Raw genomic sequence first — 17,189 nt, forward strand, 5'->3', positions numbered from 1 at the left:
AACCAGGCGCGATATGGCCTCTCACGCTGAACGAAAGGATCTGTTACCGTACTGACAATTTCCACTAGTTAAACTGAGAATTTTTTTAGAAGACTTTACCTTTTCACATACATTCATTCCATATCAGTCCGATACTGTGTCCTTGTTTCTGTCTTTCCTGTTTCGCTTGAAAATCGAACACTTATGTTACGATCTTTAATCATCTCGTACAGCGTAGGTAACAAGTGCTTCACTTTAGCTTTGTTTGCGTCTGAAGCATGTTTTCCATCACCATTGAGATCATGTCTAATCATCCCGTTATAGTAAATGGCATGGGGATTTGGAAAACCGTATGCTCTTGAAACTTGCGTTCTATTATCGATTCGAAGAATATATACGTGTATCCCCCCATCAATAGCTCGATATAGATCAAATAATTTAAAAGTTGTGGAGTCAGGCATCGTTTCAATTTCGAAAAACTCTCTTATTTCATAATATTGCTCTGGCAAAAAGGTGTTCACTTTAAACTCGTCATCAATATTTAATGAAAGCTCTTCTTGTGAATTGAACTCATTAAAAATTAATCTTCGTTTAGCTTCACTACCAAGTTGAAATCCATACAATAACGAATATCTATTTTATTGTAATAAAATTCGAATGAATCATTACCATTTTTGACCTCTTTAGCCAGTGTATTGAACCTAAACATTGTCATAGATTAACCTCATTTCTATTATAAGTCGACAGTATCACCAAAAAACAAATATTGCTAGTCATACTGTTGATCCGTCAAGAGCCATTTAAGTTCTTACAAGCTGAAATGCATGACAATCACCGCTGTTATTATCTGCCATCCATTCTCTTTTCAGATTGCGTCAGTCACAACATCCATGTCTATAGGTGGGCATCAAGCACCGTATTAACTTACGCAGTAAATGTATCAGCCTTCATCCTTCAAAAGCCATACGTTATTTACCCTTCAGAAAAAATTGACATCATTAGCAGCCCTTTGTAGAAATAATATATACTGAGGAACTTAATAGTGTCGCTAGTTGTACAAGATTGAATTATTCTAAAATCCGGAAACATTCTCTCAACTCTCAGAACTGACATCTTTGGCTAATTACAGAACATAATGTAACCTGTCCAAAGATGCCGAAAGCAAAGCAGCTTTCAATTGTTTGAATAGCATTCGAAAATCAACGACACGGGCATCTATATTTTTCACGCCATCTGTCCAGATGTAGAGTTTCTGCACCGCATTGTCTTCACATTGCACAAAGACCTACCACTATGCTAAATTCTGTTTTTAATTATGCTAAGATTAGATGAAAAGTAAAATCATCTGCTTTTCATCACATATAATGGAGATGAATCAAGTGGCATTTAATCCTGTCGATCTACGAAACCTATCTTTATTTTTCAACAATGGCGGCTATGTGATGGACTTTTCGACCACAGAATTCGACGATTTCACGGAATCAGTAGTGGGAATTCCAATTACTACTAAATATCAAACGTCCAAAGCTAAGTCACTTAATTCTTTTTTCAGTGAGGCCAACGATCAAGAAGCTCGCAAATTATTGTCCGCCCTATTAGAATACTTTGACAACACTTATCGGAAAAACAGTCGTCCCCAGGACATTGATAACGTTAAAAGAATGGATAATTACTATGAAACCATTGTTCACATTAGTAATTCTTGGAACTACACGCCATCACAAGATCTACTCAGTAAAAGCAGTTTACGCAGTAAGAGTCTTGATCACCAATTGTCCGAGATAGGTTGAAAGATCTTGAGAATAAGATGAATGACGATTCAGCCTTTAGTATCGGTACGTCGAAAGATTTACTAGAATCCGTTATGAAATCTATTTTAGATGATGCCCATATCTCTTATACCAGTGAAAAAGGGCGAACTGATGATGTTCCTGCTCTTTGGAATAAAGTTCAAACTGAACTAAGCCTTAAACCTAAGGATATGCCCGATACTCCAATAGGAAAGAGCTCCAAAGAAATATTAAGCTCAATTTCAAAAATTGTAATAGATATGGACGATCTGCGTAACCAGTATGGAACAGGACATGGTCGAAATTCCAGTTTTAAGCCACTCCCCATTAGGTATGGTAAGCTCACAGCTGCTATGACAATTACGCTGATTGAATTTCTACTAGATACGATCGAAAGTCGCCAATCTGAGTAACCAGTATCTTTAATTACAGCTAAAAAGCCGTGGTCTCAACAGGCCATGCTTTCTAGCTTTTTCATTTGAAAAAATGTCTAAGACATGGCTTCTCTTGCTCTTCTCAAACTTTGCCTTACCGCGTTACACACTTTATTAGTACAGAAGGAACTTACCTTACCTTGCGCTATTAAAATTGAAGCTAATGTAGACGCGAGCATCTGTCCTCAGGAGATTTTACTTATATGAATTAATAGGATTCCCCGCTCACAGCAATTCAACAAAACGGTTGAGCATCAACAATTTGACAAGATATTAATTTCTCGTTTAAACACATTTTGCTCATTTTACAATTTTCACCTTTTAATAAACTTACCGAATCTGAACTACTTGGATGGCGAATCCACACGCAGTGACGCAAATCGAATGTCTCTAGGGTCTGCAAATGCCAATTTTATGACACCCTATGCTAATTTATGGCAAAAAAGAACACCCACCGAAGTGAGTGTTCACAACTAGGAAAGTATTAACGTGTTCACCCTCACAACAAACTCCGTCCAGCTTACTTCTCCGCGGATGCACGCATCCGTCATCGAAGTTATGCTGGTACTCGTTTGTTACCCGTGAGGCTTCACACTTCTCAATTACTTACCTAACTTTTCCTTGCTTGTAACGTTCAACTTTTCGTCGAAGTCATACACAACTGGTTCGCCAGTTGCCATTTCTAAGTTGATGATATCTTCATCAGAAATGTTTTCGATGTACTTGGTCAAGGCACGTAACGAGTTACCATGAGCAGCGATGATAACGTTCTTGCCTGCTAACAAGTCAGGAGCGATATGGTCTTCCCAGAAAGGACCTAAGGAGAATCTGCTGGTCTGATAAAACGCATATATACCGGCAACTTTAGCGTATTTTTGATCGACCAGCGAGCGTCCTGGGTGGCAAATTGGCACAGTTCCACCTAGTTACTAATCCTTAGTTTCAACCTGAACTGGCACTAGTTTCCAACTTGAGCCTGAAGGCTTAGTGGATGACTTGGCTTCCCTGTATCAGGGTTCACCAACATCTTAAGTTTGTCAGCAACTTTGTCTTCCTGATACATGCTCATTAGCTTAGCCAATCGTGCTTGAGCCACTTTTGATTTACTTGGCAGCGAACCCATTCCTAAGATAACCTCATCAACGTTATGTGCCATACTGACCAGTTCCAGCAGTCCTTGATCCGTACCTGCTTTGGTTAGGCTACTGCTATTCCCTAAACTTTTGGGCTTACTAAACAGATTGGCCACAACTACGCCACCACCTGTTAGTGAGCGAATATGATTCATAATCAGCAAGCGTGTAATGTCCATCACCCTAGGATCACCATCAGACGGATAATTACAAATCACCATATACTGTGGCTTTGACTCATCCCACACCCAACGAACCCAGTATAAATTCTCTGAATTGTGACGTGACGTAACTTTAATTGTCTCTAACGCTAATGTCTTCTCTCTTACCATTGTAATCTCCTTTAGTCATAATTGAATGCAAACAAATAAGCCAACATCCCACTAAGGGTGTTGGCTTTTTCTTATTTAGCAATACTAGTGACATTGATTGCTTTGAGTGCTTCTTGCTCCATGCGGTCAGGTAACATCGACAGGTAATACTGTTGCGTAATCTGAACGGATGAATGACCGAGGAACTTTGATATATAGGCAATGTTAATCTTATTATCAAGCATCAACGAGGCTAATGTGTGCCGTATTGTATGTGTACTGTACTTCGCCTCAATTCCTAACCTGATTTGTAGCTGATGGTACGCTGCATTCAAGCCACGGGATCGTGGTAGCTCACCTTGATTATTCAAGAACAATAAGTTCTCAGGGTTGGGAATACCACGCTGGAACAGCCATTTGCGATGTTCCATAGACCACTTGTGAATGACTAGCATTGCCTCAGGAGCAATTTGAATTTGCCTAATGGAACTCGGCGTCTTGGGTTCCTTGATGGTCTCATGAAGTGAATCGTAACTACGCGTCACACTGATTGTATTAGATTCGTAGTCAAGATCCTCGTCACGTAAGGCCAGACATTCACCAGCACGCAACCCAGCCTGAGTGATGACAAACAGAGCCATACGGTTAACATCCGACAGGCGGTACTTGTAATCAAACAGGAAGGTCTGAATCTTGAAGAAATCCTCTCGCGACATAAACTTCGCGTCCGGTTTCTTGGTGCGATTTGGGTCTGCAACTAGTGTAATCCTACGTGCTGGATTATGTGGCAATACCCCATCGTCAACAGCATCAGCTAAAACTGAGCGAATTTGGGACAGCATCTTCCGTTGCGTTTCGTGTGACAACTTGTCAGACAGCGCATTGAAGAAGCCTTGTATTAAGGACCGATTCAAGTCGCGCATGGTTACCTTAGGCAAAACCTTTTTGATGTACCGTAACGTATATCTATAGGTGTCTTCTGTTGTTGCTGCCACGCTACGACGTTTGAACACTTGATACGCTTGCCAAAAGTAATCACTAAACAGCATCCTTTCAGCAACCAGCTTCTTCCCATGCGCAACCGACACGGACAGTTCTGCCAGCCATAGATTAGCTTCCTTCTCCGTTTCAAACACTCTTGTTCGTCGAGCACGTACGCCGTCAATCGTACTACTGAACTCGGCCTTGTACGGGAACTTTGACCCTTTACGCGGATTCGCGTATATCCTAGACATTATATTTCACCTCTATAAAAGCCCGTTACCATCGCTGGCAACGGGCCTTGTTGATTGTTACTTATCGTACCAATGCTTGGTGGTCTGACTGATGTACTCAATCAAGCCAGCCTTAGGAATTTTAAAGCGTCCTTTTTCACCAATCGCAATCCGAGGTAATTCGGGATCAAGTAATAGGCGCTCGAAAGAGGAACGCGAGATTCCAAGCAAATCAGCTGCTTCTTGAATATTGAGCAGTACGTATGGATTCGCATCGTGATTCAAGTAGTGCTCATTGACCAGATGCAAAAACTGTGAGAATTCTGATTCAACGCTAACGTCCATGTGGTATCACTCCTCTCTGATCGTAATGTCATGAACATAGCTATCGCCATTGCTCTTTCGCTTGCTCAAAGGAATACTGTGAACTGCAAATAGAGCTGATGAGAACTTCGGCCAAAATGCCTTGGGCGAATCAGTCCCCTGAGCTGGAATCTCTTTGTCATCCAACCACTGTTTATACCGATTCAAAACATCCGCCGCATTCGTTTTGTCTTGCGGTGCCTTAATGACCTGCGACCGAGTGAACTCAATCACAGGGTTTGCAGTCGCCATATACTTGGAAACTTCCTGCTTCATTGATGGGCTTTGATGTAAGTCCCACTTGTTCGCGATTAATCGCCTTAGTCCCTCGATGGCCCAACCCAAAATCAAGGAAGACTCTTCCTCCAACTTGCTGGACAAGTTTTTGTCCTGTTCTTCAGGTAAAAATGTACGGGTTAAACGAATCAGCATCAGCCGGCGTGCCATGCCATATGACCCATCGGACAATTCAGGCAATCGATTGAAGAGAAACACAAACTTAGTCGGAAACACGGTGGTGATTGGATCACTGTTCTTCACATCGGTGTATACAGGTTCACCAGCACTTAGAGCTTTCAAACTGCTGGAATCAAACTTGGCATCCGCATTCTCCGTTGAAACTGACAACTTAGCATTGAGCAACGCTTGCTTATCAAACCGTCCGCCAAGGCTACCCAACGGTAGAGCCCGAGTATGTTCCTGGCCTGCCAGTATTGTCATGATATTGGCTAAGACGCTTTTACCACTCGCACCTGAACTCACCATGAATAAGATAGCGTTAGCCTTAAACAGCGGCGTGAGCAAATAGCCCATAAATTCTTGAAGGAATAACACGGTATCGTCGTCTGTAATCTCATGAAGAAATTCAAGGAACAATGTAGGCTCTTTCTCTGTGCCCCCGTACGTTAACCCATTAGTAAATGTGACATAATGCTTTGGACTATGGGGAACAATCTTTGCTGTTTGCCCATCAAGATCAACATTGCCGAAGGCAAACCAGCGCTTATTCCACTTCTGATACGGAAGCTCTGGTACAGTTCGCTCTAATATTTCTAGCACACTGGTTTCAAAGTTCCTGGTCCAATCTTTAGACGGATTAACGCCAAGATACCTAACAATCTCCATGATTAGCCGTGGTAGTACCGAATCAGCATGAACCCACACGCCACTTTTCCAGTTGTAAACCATGTAACCTTCCGTCTCCACTCGCTTAACCAGCTGAAGCACTCGCCGCAGTTGCTCAGCAAAAGGATCTTTTGGAATGAAGCACTAGCTTCGGAAGCCTCTATCATGAACATTGAACGTTCAAGCGAAATCAATGCTGCATCAAACAAGCCCATAAGGTAGTCAACATCATCTAAGGTACCGGTTGCGTTGGGTTTAACAAAAATCAAGCGCTCAAGGGTGGCATCTAAAACATATTGATTGCTGACTACTTCCCGGAACTTTTCCAGACTGCCATTTGTACATTGCGAAAAGCCTTGTACCAAAGCCTTGTATTCGCTAGACACTTGCCACTCTGAAACAAGCCGGCGACCAACGCCCCAGTTCTTAGAAATAAATGGTGTTAGCACAGAAAAATTATCTGGACTAATCTTCATGCTCTTTATCCTCAAAACCCGGAATATCAGCAAGTGAGTCTTTAGGATCTTCCGGCGCTGCTTTCACTCCGGCCATGAATTGACTAGCCGCTGCTGAAACTTGTTGCACAACTTTGGGGTTGGGCTCAAAGTTATAGTCACTCAATCGAGGCCATCGTTTACCGTCGCTTGACGGAGCACTAAATCGATGTTTAACCGTACCTTTTAAGCCGATAAAGTCATTGGTATCAACTGCTAGTTCCCCCAGAGCGTTCATTCCTCCTTTAAGGAATTCTCGATACGTATCACTCGTGTCTGAGCTTGGGAATAACCGAACAGCCAACTCATTAGTAGAAGCGTTGTCCTCAGGATGCCAAACGTTCATCTTCACATCCAGTGTAGAATACACTGTTGCCCCGATTCTTTTTTGAACCTGATTGCTGGCAGTATCAATCGCTGTAATTTCAAAACCTAGGATATCGTCATCGTGAAGTTGAAAAGAAAAATCTTGAGCAAAAATTTTCATGAGTTAACACTCTCCTGTTTTGTTATTTTAGGAGATTTCGTAGAGGAAATGAAGGATACAGTTCAGTTACGACTTGTGTCACTTGTTTCACCAGTTGATCTATGAACTGCGGAGTTGCCCCAACCGGAACATAGAAATCGACTTCGTCATGCAAGAAAAACATTGGAAGTCCGCCCAAATCGTTACCTAGCCGCATTATCAATTTGGATAAGAAGGCAATGGTCATTTGGTTGGGATATGCCCTTCGTTGAGATGGCCTCAGGTCAATAAATGTGGGTATTCTGCCCCACGGTCCCTGTATGCTATCTGGACGTACACTATCAACAAAATGTTGTATCAACGTCGGAAACATGACTTGGAAGTTGTGTTTTACAAGAGCCACCGCATCCGCGTCCACACTAATACTCGTTGATACTTCATTCAGGCTAGACTGGAGTCCGTAGTCACTCGCACCATATAGTAGTGAAAACGTAAACTTTTTAGCTGCCTGTCTTGCCAACTCTGCCCCGAATAACTCAACCAATCCAGCACCATGAGCGACCGCTGAATGAACATCATCTCCACGACTCAGCATTGACAATAGTTCATGATCACGTGTAAGGTAAGCGGCCGCACGCAATTCAGCGCTGCTAATGTCTACCTTAACCAAGTCAAAGCCGTTTGGCGGCACCATTTGCGCCCTTAGTTTGCGTGGCATGGCTTGTACAGCAACATTGTATGCGCTACTTCGGCCGGTGTAAGTTTCATAGCTGTTCCAGTGACTTGTGATGACAAAATTGCCATCTTCAACTGGGATTGTCCTCCGAAGCAATGAATCAGTAAACTGTAGCTTCCGAGACAGATGAGCCTCTTCATCACTTGGCCAATATTGATCCGTTAATAAAGATTTGTAGTTGAGGACAGCATTCACTGGGAGCCTGATATCTTGGCTCCTTAGTACCGTAAAAGCTGGCTGCACGCCTTGCTCAATCAGTGCTTGCCGGCGATAAATCGGCAAGGACAGCGCAGAATCAACGTTATCAATCAAATCAAGATGGTTAACCATGAACTGTGGAAGCATAAGGATCTTAGTCATTGTTATAAGTGGCAAATTCGTGTAATTGAACTGTATCGGTTCAGTACCCATAAAAAACCTCCGTGATAATTAGCATCTTGCTAACCAACAACGAAAGTATACGATGAAAGACCCCCAAAAAATCCCCTGGATTGGCATCATTCCGGGGACTTTTGTCATCATTACTGATATACCCTAATTTAGAAGCTTAATCTCCTCTACCATTTTTCTTCGTTCAGCTGGAGATAAGCCTTTGATGAATGACATTGTGGCATTATATTGAGCTTGCCGCGCTTGAGACTTCTTAAAGTCTGCTAAAGATTGCTCAGGTAACCAGTTAATAAGCTGCTCAACTTCTGTCACCTCAAATCTAGGTTGTGTCAGCGCCAATGCAATTTCGTCAAAGGTTTGTTTTTCAGGATCAACTAGATTTCCCCCTGAAGCTAAGGTACTAAATAAGCGCTCCTCCGTAATTGCAATTGGTAGAGGATTACTTTTCTTCCAACCTTTCCCCTTTGACACATCTTTTGAAGGCAATTTCTTTATAGGATGCTCAGCTGACCGATTATCTCGCATATATGCAAACGCGTGATCACCGTATAGTCCAAGCGATAATGCCGTACAAAGGTGCTTCATATCATCTTTGATTAACTGAGCAGCGGCTTCCATCGTTGGAATTGAATCATTCGACAACTCAATAATTGTATTTTTAGGACCTCTTTTGTCTCTTGCTAGAGCAGTTATTACACTGTACACATTTGGAATTGGTGATGTTAACCCAATGACCGCATCATAAAGCAATCCTAGTGGTGCTTCATCTTGTTGCCTGCCCCGAAGGCTATTTTGTATTAGCTCTCTTATCGGGCTAGTTTGTAGATCATTCTGTTCTACAATCACACTAAACTCGTCCAAAATTCCCACAGACCAAATGGCTGACACCAAGGCAAGAATGATATCTTCATCCCAATTAAATTCGTTATTGCAAAACTTATTAAAGTTCTTTATCACCTGATCCTTATATTCGGCATCCTTATCGTACCTATTCGAAATCTCCATGTGTTTTCGGGTATCCCTTTCGACCTTAACCAGCAAATTCAAGAAATTATTCTCCTTGCACCAATCGGTAAACTTGGGCCAGCTCAAAAGATGCAATATCCCTTTGACTGGGATACGCATGCCCTCAATCCCACCGTAAACTCTCGCATCATACATTGTTGCAAACCTATATCTCCCAGAACTAACTTGATTGTTGGGAACTAACTGAAGTATCTGATTTAACGTGGCTTTTGCTGTAACCATCTCTATTCCCCCCTAATGGACACCGAAGTTTATCTTTGTCACTTTCGTCACTACGGTCACTCAAGTTATCATACCAGAACACAAAAAAAGAATGGCCTATTCAGCCATTCTCGTTGGTACAACCTCCACATACAAGCTACTTGTTGTTGGTGTCTTTCTGGTTACCCTTAGCCACTTCTTGGATTTTCTTTTCCAAGTCAACGTTGAAGAACGCTGCTCCGGCTCCGATCAATGCTAAGACGTTACCTAAAAGATAGATCCATGCCCCCATTGCAAACGACACAGTCCCATCGGCAACGTCGCCAACTTGCCCCTTAAGTACGAACACGAAGATGATGGTGATGATTGGGCAGACAAGTTCAATCAGCTTCACATTGTTCTTCAGTGATGAAATGTACTTCACAATCAGCATCACTGCTGGCAACAGGATTAATAAGGTGCCAAGCATGTAGTCCGAATTTAAAATCAAACGGTAGCCTTTAACTGATTGGGCAGCATACGCGCCACCATCGTCAGCATAGAAGTCACCCAAGAATAAGGCCACAATCATGATGATTGCACCCACAAAGTCTAAGTTACGAATTACCCTTGTTACTGTCGCATTATTTTGCATCATATAAATCTCCCATCGTATTTTGTGATTAGCGAAGCCAATTCATCCAGTCCGTCTGTTCCACTATTTCGTCGCCACGGAAAACCTGTACCCCTCCGTTTATCCCGATTGCGAAAAGTAAACTTGAATCATCCTTGGTATCACGGAATGTATAGGAGAAGCCCGTTGCTTTAGAGCCTGTCACTTTCTCCTGTTTCAGCTGACTGTGAAATTTTTTATAAGTATCCGTTAGCTCGATTATTCGAAAGGCAAATTCCTTATCATGTAGAACTTGCTCTCCCTTCTCCATGATTGTTCCAACTGGGTCTCGGTAGTACTTTTCTGACGAGCTAGAGATCTGAACCTCTTCTGATTCCTGCTCACTGTCGTCGCCTGACCCATTCTTGGTGCTCTCTTGGAACTTAGAGTAAGCTTTCTGCTCACTGCCATATGTCTTCTCGTACTTACTCTTGGTGGATGTTGCAACATCATTGTGTGACTGACACCCTGTTAGTAGTAGCCCACCAACGATCACACCCATGAATAACCCTAAACGCTTCATTACGACTTTCCCTCCATGTTTCGTTTTGTTTGTACGTTTTAATCTGCTGATAAATCCAGCGCTGGCTGTAGTCGTACTTATCAGAAAGCGCTTTTAAGTTTCCACCGTTGTATTCCTGAGCAATACGCTTACCAACGGCGTCACGATCATACATACGCATGGGAAACTGTATCTGTAACCCACGAAACTCTGAATAAATCTTTAGCATGTTATCCACCCCAACCAATTCTGCTAGGCGTTGATAAGTCTGATGAAGCACTGAAATCTCCACTTCAGCACCCGATTTTATCATTACGCCACCCCCTTTCCCTGAAATAACGATACCAGTTTGCTTTTACCCGCAAAAACGCGTTTTACAGTGCAAGACACAAGGAAAACTTCAAAATATGTGGTCGTACTCTGTCGACGAATGTAGCCTACTTGGTTATCTCCTTCACCAGTACCGACGCCACATTCTGCACCACAATCAATGCGACGCGAATCCACAATTCTCCACTAAACATGCTTATCCTCCTTTGGGGTCCAAATCAATTGATGGTTAGCAATAATCCCACTAGTAATGTATGTTCCATGTTCCGCCCGTATTACGTAGGCTACCAAGTCATCATTAGGTGCTGGTACCTGATACGAGGTCACCATGACCCGCTGCGGTAACCGATCATATAGTTTCTTCGATGGCAATAACTGCATATCAACCTCACTCCTTTCAAGTTCGTCTGTCTCGACACCTACATCTGCGGGTGACAGTGAGTGACCAATCAAGCTACTCAGTAAGTGCATCAGCCTTCGTTCTTCAAGCGCCATACGTTATTCCTCCTTTAGGCAAAATAAAAAGGCCTGACATTATCTGTCAGACCTTCATAGGAATAATATATATTTGCAAAATTGGTTGTGTCACAAGTAATTGAAATTTCCTTGTAATCTTGCAACCCTGCTAAAGACCCAGTCTCACCTGTCAAGCTCGTAATGGATAGTAGTGGTTAAATGTGAGATAGGAAAGCAATATTAGTAGCAGAGTTAAGAACAGTGTTGGGCCGGTCAGCTCCCACGGAAGGCTTTGTTGCCAGTTGAAAAAAGTATTGACGAAACGATGGAACGGATTGAACCAGGGCGCGAATACAATCAGGCTGGCAATTCCTAGTAGACTGACAAGCTGTAGACTTGTCTGTGGGACATCTAAGATGATAATTTGCGTAAACGCTGTTAAGCCAAACATCAAGATCACACCGATGAAACATAGAATGATGAATTGGGTGGCAATTGAGTTCTGCCCGGATAGCGGATAGGTCCAGTCGATCACTTCTTGAGAATGGACATTCAGGTACAGCAAGCCTTGATTACACATATCGATCAAATCGAGTTCGATGACCAAGATAAGTCCGCCATTAAGGTCTCACTCGGTGCGCTGGATGAACAAAACACGCTATTCTTATATCTAAAGACGGCCAATCAACATTCAAAGCGGCACCTACGCCTTAGTGTTGGAAACTGGGTGCCGCCAGTTATTAGTACGCGCGAAGGAAACCATAATCCTGATTTCGAAGTTCGAGGCGCTTCAGTAATCGAATTTTCAAGATTCCCGCAATCTGTGTGAGGACTTCTTGGCCTGTATCATTCATCAGGTTGGTGCCATGTGGACTAATATCGATGGCTAACGCTTAAAAACTAAAAAGGGGGGTTGTGGCAAATCATAGTTTTGTCGCAACCCCTATTTCAGTCTTCGAGCAAAATAAACTATTCTTTCCTAAAAGAGTGGTTTCAGCAGCTGATAGCCGTCTACCATTCACGCAGATTTGTAACTTTTAAGCTCCACTGCCACAATCGCGCTTCACGATCTCGATTGTATGATTCCGGTGATGACGGAATCATGCGATCACCATCCCAGTACTGACCAGATTGGACAGCATTTGAACTCGTTAGCATCAATTCGGCTAGATCGCGGCCAGAAATCGTCACGCTCCGAATCGTATGCTTATCAAAGTAATGCAGGTGTGGAATGATAAAAGCCATGTGATTCCACATATATTTAACTACTGGATTATAATCGCGGGCCAAATTAGATCCATTGCCCACCATCAGTCCTGGATTAAAGCTATCAACCACAATGTCATTCCGCCCTGCTTCAATTAATTTACGACTCAGTTCATGGACAAAATAAATGATGGCTAATTTAGACGTTGTGTATCGAATGCCGCTTCGCTTAAAGGCTGAATATTTCCTCAACATTTCATACGACATTTTCTGATCCGCTAAGATTGATGGATCTGTGTACACCGGTGCCGGCATCATGGTTTTAACTGCTGGGTCATGAGTGTCACTTGAAACCATAATAATGCGACCGTTGTCTGCAATGAGCGGTAACAGTAACTGAATCAATAGAAAATGGCCTAGATAGTTAGTCGCAAAAGTGCCTTCAAAACCATCTTCAGTAATGACTTCCTCCGTGAATTGTGCGCCGGCATTAGCGACAATCCCGTATAATGGCGGTAATTCTGCATTTTTAAAGTGATTAACGAATTCTCTGACAGACTGTAATGAGCTAACATCAATCCGTATTCCGTAAATGTTGCGATTATTAGTCTCTGCTTTCAACCGCTCAACTGCCTGGCTCATTCGTTCGTTATTGCGAGAAGCGATAACAATGGTCATTCTGGTTTAGCTATCGCAATATTTTTGCAGTTTGATAACCTAAACCACTGTTACCGCCTGTGATAATGATTGTCTTCTGTGTCATAAAAATTTCCTTTCACATAACATTTACTATCCGGTATCGTTTCGTAACTGTTCCAAAAATAGTAGCTGCTTATTGCCAGCTACTGATTAAAAAATCGATTCCACGTTCAAGACTATTGTCAGTCTGATTACTATATTTAAACATGACCTGGTACATTAAATAGCTAACAAGTATTTCAGCCGCCTGGTGAACATCGAGGTCGGCCTTCAGACTACCTTTTGCCTGATAGTCTTTAAAAATATCGGCAATTTGTCCGACTTCGATGACAGTGTGTGTCGACCAATACTCATGCGAAATATCTTTGTCTCCAACCAAGGTGTTAACGATAATGGCTAACGTTTTACGACCATACGCCGTGTTCATTGATGTGATGAATCGTTTCGCAATATTCAAGATACTCGCACGAAAGTCCTCCTCGAGCAAGTCGGCATAACTGATGTCTTTGATATCTTTCAAGACATCAGTGATCAACTCAGCTTTATTACTGTACCTGCGATAAATTGAAGCTTTTCCAACCCCTGCCCGCCTAGCGACAGCATCAATACTCATTAAATCAGGTCCAACCTCTTCTAGAAGTTCTTTGGCTGCATTTAGCACTTTCTCGTTGACTTCGGCACTACGCGGCCGGCCAGCCATTGATTTTACCAATTTGCTTTGCTCCTTTCAATTAATATACTATACCGTATAGTATCACTATTGATGAACCTAATCAACTTTGTAACCTTCCTTACCACTGCTTGTCCAATTAGCAAAAAAGATGAAACAAATACCAAAATATCTTGAACAGCATTGAAGCGATGGTTAACCAAATTGGGATAGCGAGCGTCTCGATTGCAAACATAAAAAGGCTGATTTCTTGAACCAAAACCTCGATCCCACTTTGCCACCGCGAGAACGACTCGAAGCGTATTTGAACGTTGTCAATGAATTCGCCGTCAGCCATATGGATGCCATCGACCTGATCGAACAGTTTGCTAACTCACCTATGGCAACGGAACTCAACATTTCCACTGAAGAATCGTATCTAGGCTTTGAGCCGCCCTACATATGATGGGACTAAGCCCCCAATGACAGCTAAATCTAAAGCAAAGTGCCTATAAATCTCGAATCAATTTTCTTTGGTTCGAGATTTTTGCGTGTCGTGCTTTTCCATCAATTTCTCAGTGCTCGTAGTGACCCAAGTGACGCAGATTAAATTGGCTCTAGGGTCTGCAAGTGCCAATTCCATGACACGCTATGTTAATTTATGGCAAAAAAAAAGAACACCCACCGAAGTGAGTGTCCATGGCTCGGTAAAGATTACTTACCTAACTTTGTCTTGTTTGTAACGTTCAGCTTGTCGTCGAAATCGTACACAACTGGTTCGCCAGTTGCCATTTCTAAGTTGATGATATCTTCATCTGAAATATTTTCGATGTACTTGGTCAAGGCACGTAGTGAGTTACCATGAGCAGCGATGATAACGTTCTTGCCATCTAACAAGTCAGGAGCGATATGGTCTTCCCAGAAAGGAATAACACGTTCGAGGGTGATCTTCAAGTTTTCGCCACCAGGAATGATCCGTGGGTCGAGGTTAGCGTAACGACGATCCTTAGCAGCTGAACCTTCGTCATCCGCACTCAAAAGAGGAGGAAGGACATCGTATGAACGACGCCAGATGTGCACTTGGTCGTCGCCCCACTTTTCAGCAGCTTCAGCCTTGTTTTGGCCTTGAAGTGCGCCGTAGTGACGTTCGTTCAAACGCCATGTCTTTGTTTCTGGAATCCATAATTGGTCAGATTCTTCAAGTGCAAAGTGCAGTGTCTTGATGGCACGTGTCAAAACAGAAGTGTAAGCTTGGTCAAATTGCAAGCCTGCTTCCTTTAACTTACGGCCAGCAGCCTTTGCTTCTTCAACACCTTGTTCGCTTAAGTTCACATCAACCCAACCAGTAAATTGGTTAGATAAGTTCCATTCACTTTGACCGTGACGGATCAGCACTAATTTTGCCATTGTCGATTACCTCGCTTTATTATTTGCCAATTAATTGGCTTTTTCATCTCTCAATCATACACTAATTTCTGAAAAAACGCACTCATTTTCAGGCAATCTTTGCTATAGTTAGGGTAATTATCTGAGGAGTGTGTCTCGTGAAAAAATATGGATTACTATCGCCAGTCTCTGGGCGGCAAGCATCATCTACTTCATCGTCTATGCCAATTCAACCGCCATGCAAAGCGCGATCAATGCCAGTCACGGCCTATCACTACTGCACGGTGTGATGGATTTGGTTTTGATTCTCGGCGGCTTCGCATTGATTGCTCGGCTTATCTACGGCATCAGCCACCGATCTTAAGGATATTCTCCGCTAACTGCTGGGTATCGGTGTCGGTGCTCTGATTGGCTAACAACACAATACCCGAGCCACCGGTACTCTTCATCTCAATGATGCTATCAAAGCTCCAGGCGAAATCATTGTAGGAGCCATGCACCATGCGATAGCCATCCCCCAAGAACCAGCCGCCCGCATAAGCGCTCTCGTCGGCTTCCGGTTCAACCGTCATGGTCAACAGTTTCTTAAATGCGGCTTGGGGCAACAGTGAGTTGGTATTCAATGCGATTTGGAAGCGCGCCATATCGGCCGCCGACATATATAAGCTACCGGTCCCCGGCAGCGATGACAACAAGCCCTGACTAATCGGTTGGGGCTGATTGTCGTGGCCATCTTCGTATTGATACCCCTGTGCGACCGCATCGCGTGACGTGAGCTGGTCGTAGTTCTTACTCTGCTGCAGCTTGAGCGGCGTGAGAATCCGCGCCTTCAAGACCTGCATGTAAGACTGCTTGGTGACTTGGCGCACAATCCCCGACAGTAAGACAAAGTTAGCATTGGTGTAACTGTAGCCGTGGTCATCACTGGTATCCAGGTGATTCAATGTCCAGTTAATCGCGTCCTGCTCTGTCTTGAGTGGTGTGTCCGGATAAGTCTCATTCATCTGAATGCCTGAACGGTGATCCAGTAATTGCCGCACCGTGATTTTGTCAACGCCATCCACCTTGGGATAAAATTGACTCAACTTCGTGTCATAACTCAGCTGGCCCTTTTGAATCAGCTGCGCAATCAAGACGCAGTCATCATTTTCTCTGCGGAAGCGATGGGATACATGGTGTTTGCCGAATTTTTGATTTTGGCACCGGCGTTCTGATACCCATAGCTGCGCACCGAGCTAATCTTGTTATGCTGAATCGTGGCGATGGTCCCCTGAAAATGGGTCTCGGCCACCAGGTCATCTTCAGCTTGACTGACATTCTTGGCCTGACCCCGACCGATTTGGGTCAGGCTCTTTGGAATATAGCGATTGGCACCGATCTGATACATCGCGATGCCGTTGATAGTCGTCAGGCGTGTCGCAGTCAAATGCGTATTGGTCGCAATTAGCGCATCGGTCCCAACACCTTGCTTGTTGTAGACCTTAATGCCATAGCCTGGCGAATAATTGATTGTGATGGGGATGCGATCGTCCTCACTTGTTCTGGGTAACAGTAGCAGCCAAGCCAAACAGCTCACAGCGACAATGCCTAACAGCCACCACCATACCCGATGATACCGAAGTAATCGTTTCATACGCCTTCACCCCA

General features: G+C 43.3%; 23 protein-coding genes and 1 pseudogene. 4 read left to right on the forward strand and 20 right to left on the reverse strand.

What is annotated here, in order from left to right; all coding sequences use genetic code 11:
* Positions 1–113: 113 nt before the first annotated feature.
* On the reverse strand, positions 114–602 hold the full coding sequence (locus JCM17471_RS02905; RefSeq protein ID WP_156321569.1) for a DUF6037 family protein: 489 nt from the start codon (positions 600–602) through the stop codon (positions 114–116).
* Between the two features lie 756 nt (positions 603–1,358).
* Here JCM17471_RS02905 and JCM17471_RS02910 point away from each other — a divergent pair.
* Both JCM17471_RS02910 and JCM17471_RS02915 read left to right on the forward strand, forming a co-directional pair.
* Positions 1,359–1,769 (forward strand): hypothetical protein, encoded by a 411-nt coding sequence (locus JCM17471_RS02910; RefSeq protein ID WP_054776747.1) that lies wholly within the window; start codon positions 1,359–1,361, stop codon positions 1,767–1,769.
* Positions 1,770–1,786: 17 nt separating this feature from the next.
* The gene (locus JCM17471_RS02915; protein WP_162208339.1) at positions 1,787–2,182 is read left to right on the forward strand and encodes an abortive infection family protein; all 396 of its coding nucleotides are present in this window, start codon (positions 1,787–1,789) and stop codon (positions 2,180–2,182) included.
* Between the two features lie 623 nt (positions 2,183–2,805).
* Here the strand turns inward: JCM17471_RS02915 and JCM17471_RS02920 are convergent.
* The 16 genes and pseudogenes from JCM17471_RS02920 to JCM17471_RS02995 form a co-directional block, all read right to left on the reverse strand.
* Positions 2,806–3,018: pseudogene (locus JCM17471_RS02920) on the reverse strand (2,3-bisphosphoglycerate-dependent phosphoglycerate mutase); the annotation flags it as partial.
* A gap of 143 nt (positions 3,019–3,161) precedes the next feature.
* Entirely contained in the window at positions 3,162–3,668 is a 507-nt protein-coding gene (locus JCM17471_RS02925) for a DUF1643 domain-containing protein (RefSeq protein WP_054776750.1), read from the reverse strand.
* A gap of 71 nt (positions 3,669–3,739) precedes the next feature.
* Positions 3,740–4,783, reverse strand: a complete 1,044-nt coding sequence (locus JCM17471_RS02930; protein WP_162208340.1) for a tyrosine-type recombinase/integrase — start codon at positions 4,781–4,783, stop codon at positions 3,740–3,742.
* 156 nt (positions 4,784–4,939) lie between these two features.
* A complete protein-coding gene (locus tag JCM17471_RS02935; protein ID WP_054776752.1) occupies positions 4,940–5,206 on the reverse strand; it encodes a helix-turn-helix domain-containing protein in 267 nt (88 codons plus the stop codon).
* 6 nt (positions 5,207–5,212) lie between these two features.
* The gene (locus JCM17471_RS02940; RefSeq protein ID WP_082395184.1) at positions 5,213–6,412 is read right to left on the reverse strand and encodes a DNA primase family protein; all 1,200 of its coding nucleotides are present in this window, start codon (positions 6,410–6,412) and stop codon (positions 5,213–5,215) included.
* Positions 6,352–6,825 (reverse strand): hypothetical protein, encoded by a 474-nt coding sequence (locus tag JCM17471_RS02945; RefSeq protein WP_054776754.1) that lies wholly within the window; start codon positions 6,823–6,825, stop codon positions 6,352–6,354. Before JCM17471_RS02945 ends, JCM17471_RS02940 begins: the two co-directional genes overlap by 61 nt.
* On the reverse strand, positions 6,815–7,330 hold the full coding sequence (locus JCM17471_RS02950; protein WP_054776755.1) for a hypothetical protein: 516 nt from the start codon (positions 7,328–7,330) through the stop codon (positions 6,815–6,817). The genes JCM17471_RS02945 and JCM17471_RS02950 overlap by 11 nt, the downstream gene beginning before the upstream one ends.
* Before the next feature lie 22 nt (positions 7,331–7,352).
* Complete coding sequence (locus JCM17471_RS02955) at positions 7,353–8,456, reverse strand: DNA polymerase (protein WP_054776756.1); 1,104 nt, start codon at positions 8,454–8,456, stop codon at positions 7,353–7,355.
* A 123-nt stretch (positions 8,457–8,579) separates the two neighbouring features.
* Complete coding sequence (locus JCM17471_RS02960; RefSeq protein ID WP_054776757.1) at positions 8,580–9,683, reverse strand: hypothetical protein; 1,104 nt, start codon at positions 9,681–9,683, stop codon at positions 8,580–8,582.
* Between the two features lie 136 nt (positions 9,684–9,819).
* Entirely contained in the window at positions 9,820–10,296 is a 477-nt protein-coding gene (locus JCM17471_RS02965; RefSeq protein ID WP_056993369.1) for a hypothetical protein, read from the reverse strand.
* Between the two features lie 28 nt (positions 10,297–10,324).
* On the reverse strand, positions 10,325–10,837 hold the full coding sequence (locus JCM17471_RS14395) for a hypothetical protein (RefSeq protein WP_056993368.1): 513 nt from the start codon (positions 10,835–10,837) through the stop codon (positions 10,325–10,327).
* Positions 10,764–11,129, reverse strand: coding sequence for a Mor transcription activator family protein (locus JCM17471_RS02975; RefSeq protein ID WP_054776760.1), 366 nt, complete (start codon positions 11,127–11,129; stop codon positions 10,764–10,766). The genes JCM17471_RS14395 and JCM17471_RS02975 overlap by 74 nt, the downstream gene beginning before the upstream one ends.
* Positions 11,130–11,332: 203 nt before the next feature.
* On the reverse strand, positions 11,333–11,641 hold the full coding sequence (locus JCM17471_RS02980) for a hypothetical protein (protein WP_054776761.1): 309 nt from the start codon (positions 11,639–11,641) through the stop codon (positions 11,333–11,335).
* Between the two features lie 151 nt (positions 11,642–11,792).
* Positions 11,793–12,209 carry a hypothetical protein gene (locus JCM17471_RS02985; protein ID WP_054776762.1) on the reverse strand — a complete coding sequence of 139 codons (417 nt, stop codon included), beginning with the start codon at positions 12,207–12,209 and terminating at the stop codon, positions 11,793–11,795.
* Between the two features lie 404 nt (positions 12,210–12,613).
* Positions 12,614–13,486 (reverse strand): SDR family NAD(P)-dependent oxidoreductase, encoded by an 873-nt coding sequence (locus tag JCM17471_RS02990; protein WP_156321572.1) that lies wholly within the window; start codon positions 13,484–13,486, stop codon positions 12,614–12,616.
* 154 nt (positions 13,487–13,640) lie between these two features.
* Positions 13,641–14,219 carry a TetR/AcrR family transcriptional regulator gene (locus JCM17471_RS02995; protein ID WP_054776764.1) on the reverse strand — a complete coding sequence of 193 codons (579 nt, stop codon included), beginning with the start codon at positions 14,217–14,219 and terminating at the stop codon, positions 13,641–13,643.
* 208 nt (positions 14,220–14,427) lie between these two features.
* Between JCM17471_RS02995 and JCM17471_RS03000 the strand changes: the two genes are divergently transcribed.
* The gene (locus tag JCM17471_RS03000) at positions 14,428–14,622 is read left to right on the forward strand and encodes a hypothetical protein (protein WP_054776765.1); all 195 of its coding nucleotides are present in this window, start codon (positions 14,428–14,430) and stop codon (positions 14,620–14,622) included.
* 248 nt (positions 14,623–14,870) lie between these two features.
* Here the strand turns inward: JCM17471_RS03000 and JCM17471_RS03005 are convergent, their stop codons facing one another.
* Positions 14,871–15,563 carry a 2,3-diphosphoglycerate-dependent phosphoglycerate mutase gene (locus JCM17471_RS03005; protein ID WP_054776766.1) on the reverse strand — a complete coding sequence of 231 codons (693 nt, stop codon included), beginning with the start codon at positions 15,561–15,563 and terminating at the stop codon, positions 14,871–14,873.
* A gap of 130 nt (positions 15,564–15,693) precedes the next feature.
* Between JCM17471_RS03005 and JCM17471_RS03010 the strand changes: the two genes are divergently transcribed.
* Positions 15,694–15,906, forward strand: a complete 213-nt coding sequence (locus tag JCM17471_RS03010) for a hypothetical protein (protein WP_054776767.1) — start codon at positions 15,694–15,696, stop codon at positions 15,904–15,906.
* On the opposite strand, the gene JCM17471_RS15805 is transcribed toward JCM17471_RS03010, so the two are convergent.
* Positions 15,890–16,675 (reverse strand): serine hydrolase domain-containing protein, encoded by a 786-nt coding sequence (locus JCM17471_RS15805; protein WP_054776768.1) that lies wholly within the window; start codon positions 16,673–16,675, stop codon positions 15,890–15,892. The two genes, JCM17471_RS03010 and JCM17471_RS15805, sit on opposite strands and share 17 nt — an antisense overlap.
* Positions 16,672–17,175, reverse strand: coding sequence for an SLAP domain-containing protein (locus JCM17471_RS15810; protein ID WP_054776769.1), 504 nt, complete (start codon positions 17,173–17,175; stop codon positions 16,672–16,674). The genes JCM17471_RS15805 and JCM17471_RS15810 overlap by 4 nt, the downstream gene beginning before the upstream one ends.
* Positions 17,176–17,189: the final 14 nt, after the last annotated feature.

Origin of the sequence: Lacticaseibacillus saniviri JCM 17471 = DSM 24301 (genome assembly GCF_001311785.1) — a bacterium.
Classification (GTDB): domain Bacteria; phylum Bacillota; class Bacilli; order Lactobacillales; family Lactobacillaceae; genus Lacticaseibacillus; species Lacticaseibacillus saniviri.

What these genes read in the sequence shown, in the direction of transcription:
- JCM17471_RS02940 (WP_082395184.1), bottom strand. Translation starts at nt 6,412, where the DNA reads ATGGTTTACAACTGGAAAAGTGGCGTGTGGGTTCATGCTGATTCGGTA.
- JCM17471_RS02955 (WP_054776756.1), bottom strand. Translation starts at nt 8,456, where the DNA reads ATGGGTACTGAACCGATACAGTTCAATTACACGAATTTGCCACTTATA.
- JCM17471_RS14395 (WP_056993368.1), bottom strand. Translation starts at nt 10,837, where the DNA reads ATGAAGCGTTTAGGGTTATTCATGGGTGTGATCGTTGGTGGGCTACTA.
- JCM17471_RS03005 (WP_054776766.1), bottom strand. Translation starts at nt 15,563, where the DNA reads ATGGCAAAATTAGTGCTGATCCGTCACGGTCAAAGTGAATGGAACTTA.
- JCM17471_RS02925 (WP_054776750.1), bottom strand. Translation starts at nt 3,668, where the DNA reads ATGGTAAGAGAGAAGACATTAGCGTTAGAGACAATTAAAGTTACGTCA.
- JCM17471_RS02980 (WP_054776761.1), bottom strand. Translation starts at nt 11,641, where the DNA reads ATGGCGCTTGAAGAACGAAGGCTGATGCACTTACTGAGTAGCTTGATT.
- JCM17471_RS02975 (WP_054776760.1), bottom strand. Translation starts at nt 11,129, where the DNA reads ATGATAAAATCGGGTGCTGAAGTGGAGATTTCAGTGCTTCATCAGACT.
- JCM17471_RS02965 (WP_056993369.1), bottom strand. Translation starts at nt 10,296, where the DNA reads ATGCAAAATAATGCGACAGTAACAAGGGTAATTCGTAACTTAGACTTT.
- JCM17471_RS02960 (WP_054776757.1), bottom strand. Translation starts at nt 9,683, where the DNA reads ATGGTTACAGCAAAAGCCACGTTAAATCAGATACTTCAGTTAGTTCCC.
- JCM17471_RS02915 (WP_162208339.1), top strand. Translation starts at nt 1,787, where the DNA reads ATGAATGACGATTCAGCCTTTAGTATCGGTACGTCGAAAGATTTACTA.
- JCM17471_RS02945 (WP_054776754.1), bottom strand. Translation starts at nt 6,825, where the DNA reads ATGAAGATTAGTCCAGATAATTTTTCTGTGCTAACACCATTTATTTCT.
- JCM17471_RS02990 (WP_156321572.1), bottom strand. Translation starts at nt 13,486, where the DNA reads ATGACCATTGTTATCGCTTCTCGCAATAACGAACGAATGAGCCAGGCA.
- JCM17471_RS02950 (WP_054776755.1), bottom strand. Translation starts at nt 7,330, where the DNA reads ATGAAAATTTTTGCTCAAGATTTTTCTTTTCAACTTCACGATGACGAT.
- JCM17471_RS02935 (WP_054776752.1), bottom strand. Translation starts at nt 5,206, where the DNA reads ATGGACGTTAGCGTTGAATCAGAATTCTCACAGTTTTTGCATCTGGTC.
- JCM17471_RS15810 (WP_054776769.1), bottom strand. Translation starts at nt 17,175, where the DNA reads ATGAAACGATTACTTCGGTATCATCGGGTATGGTGGTGGCTGTTAGGC.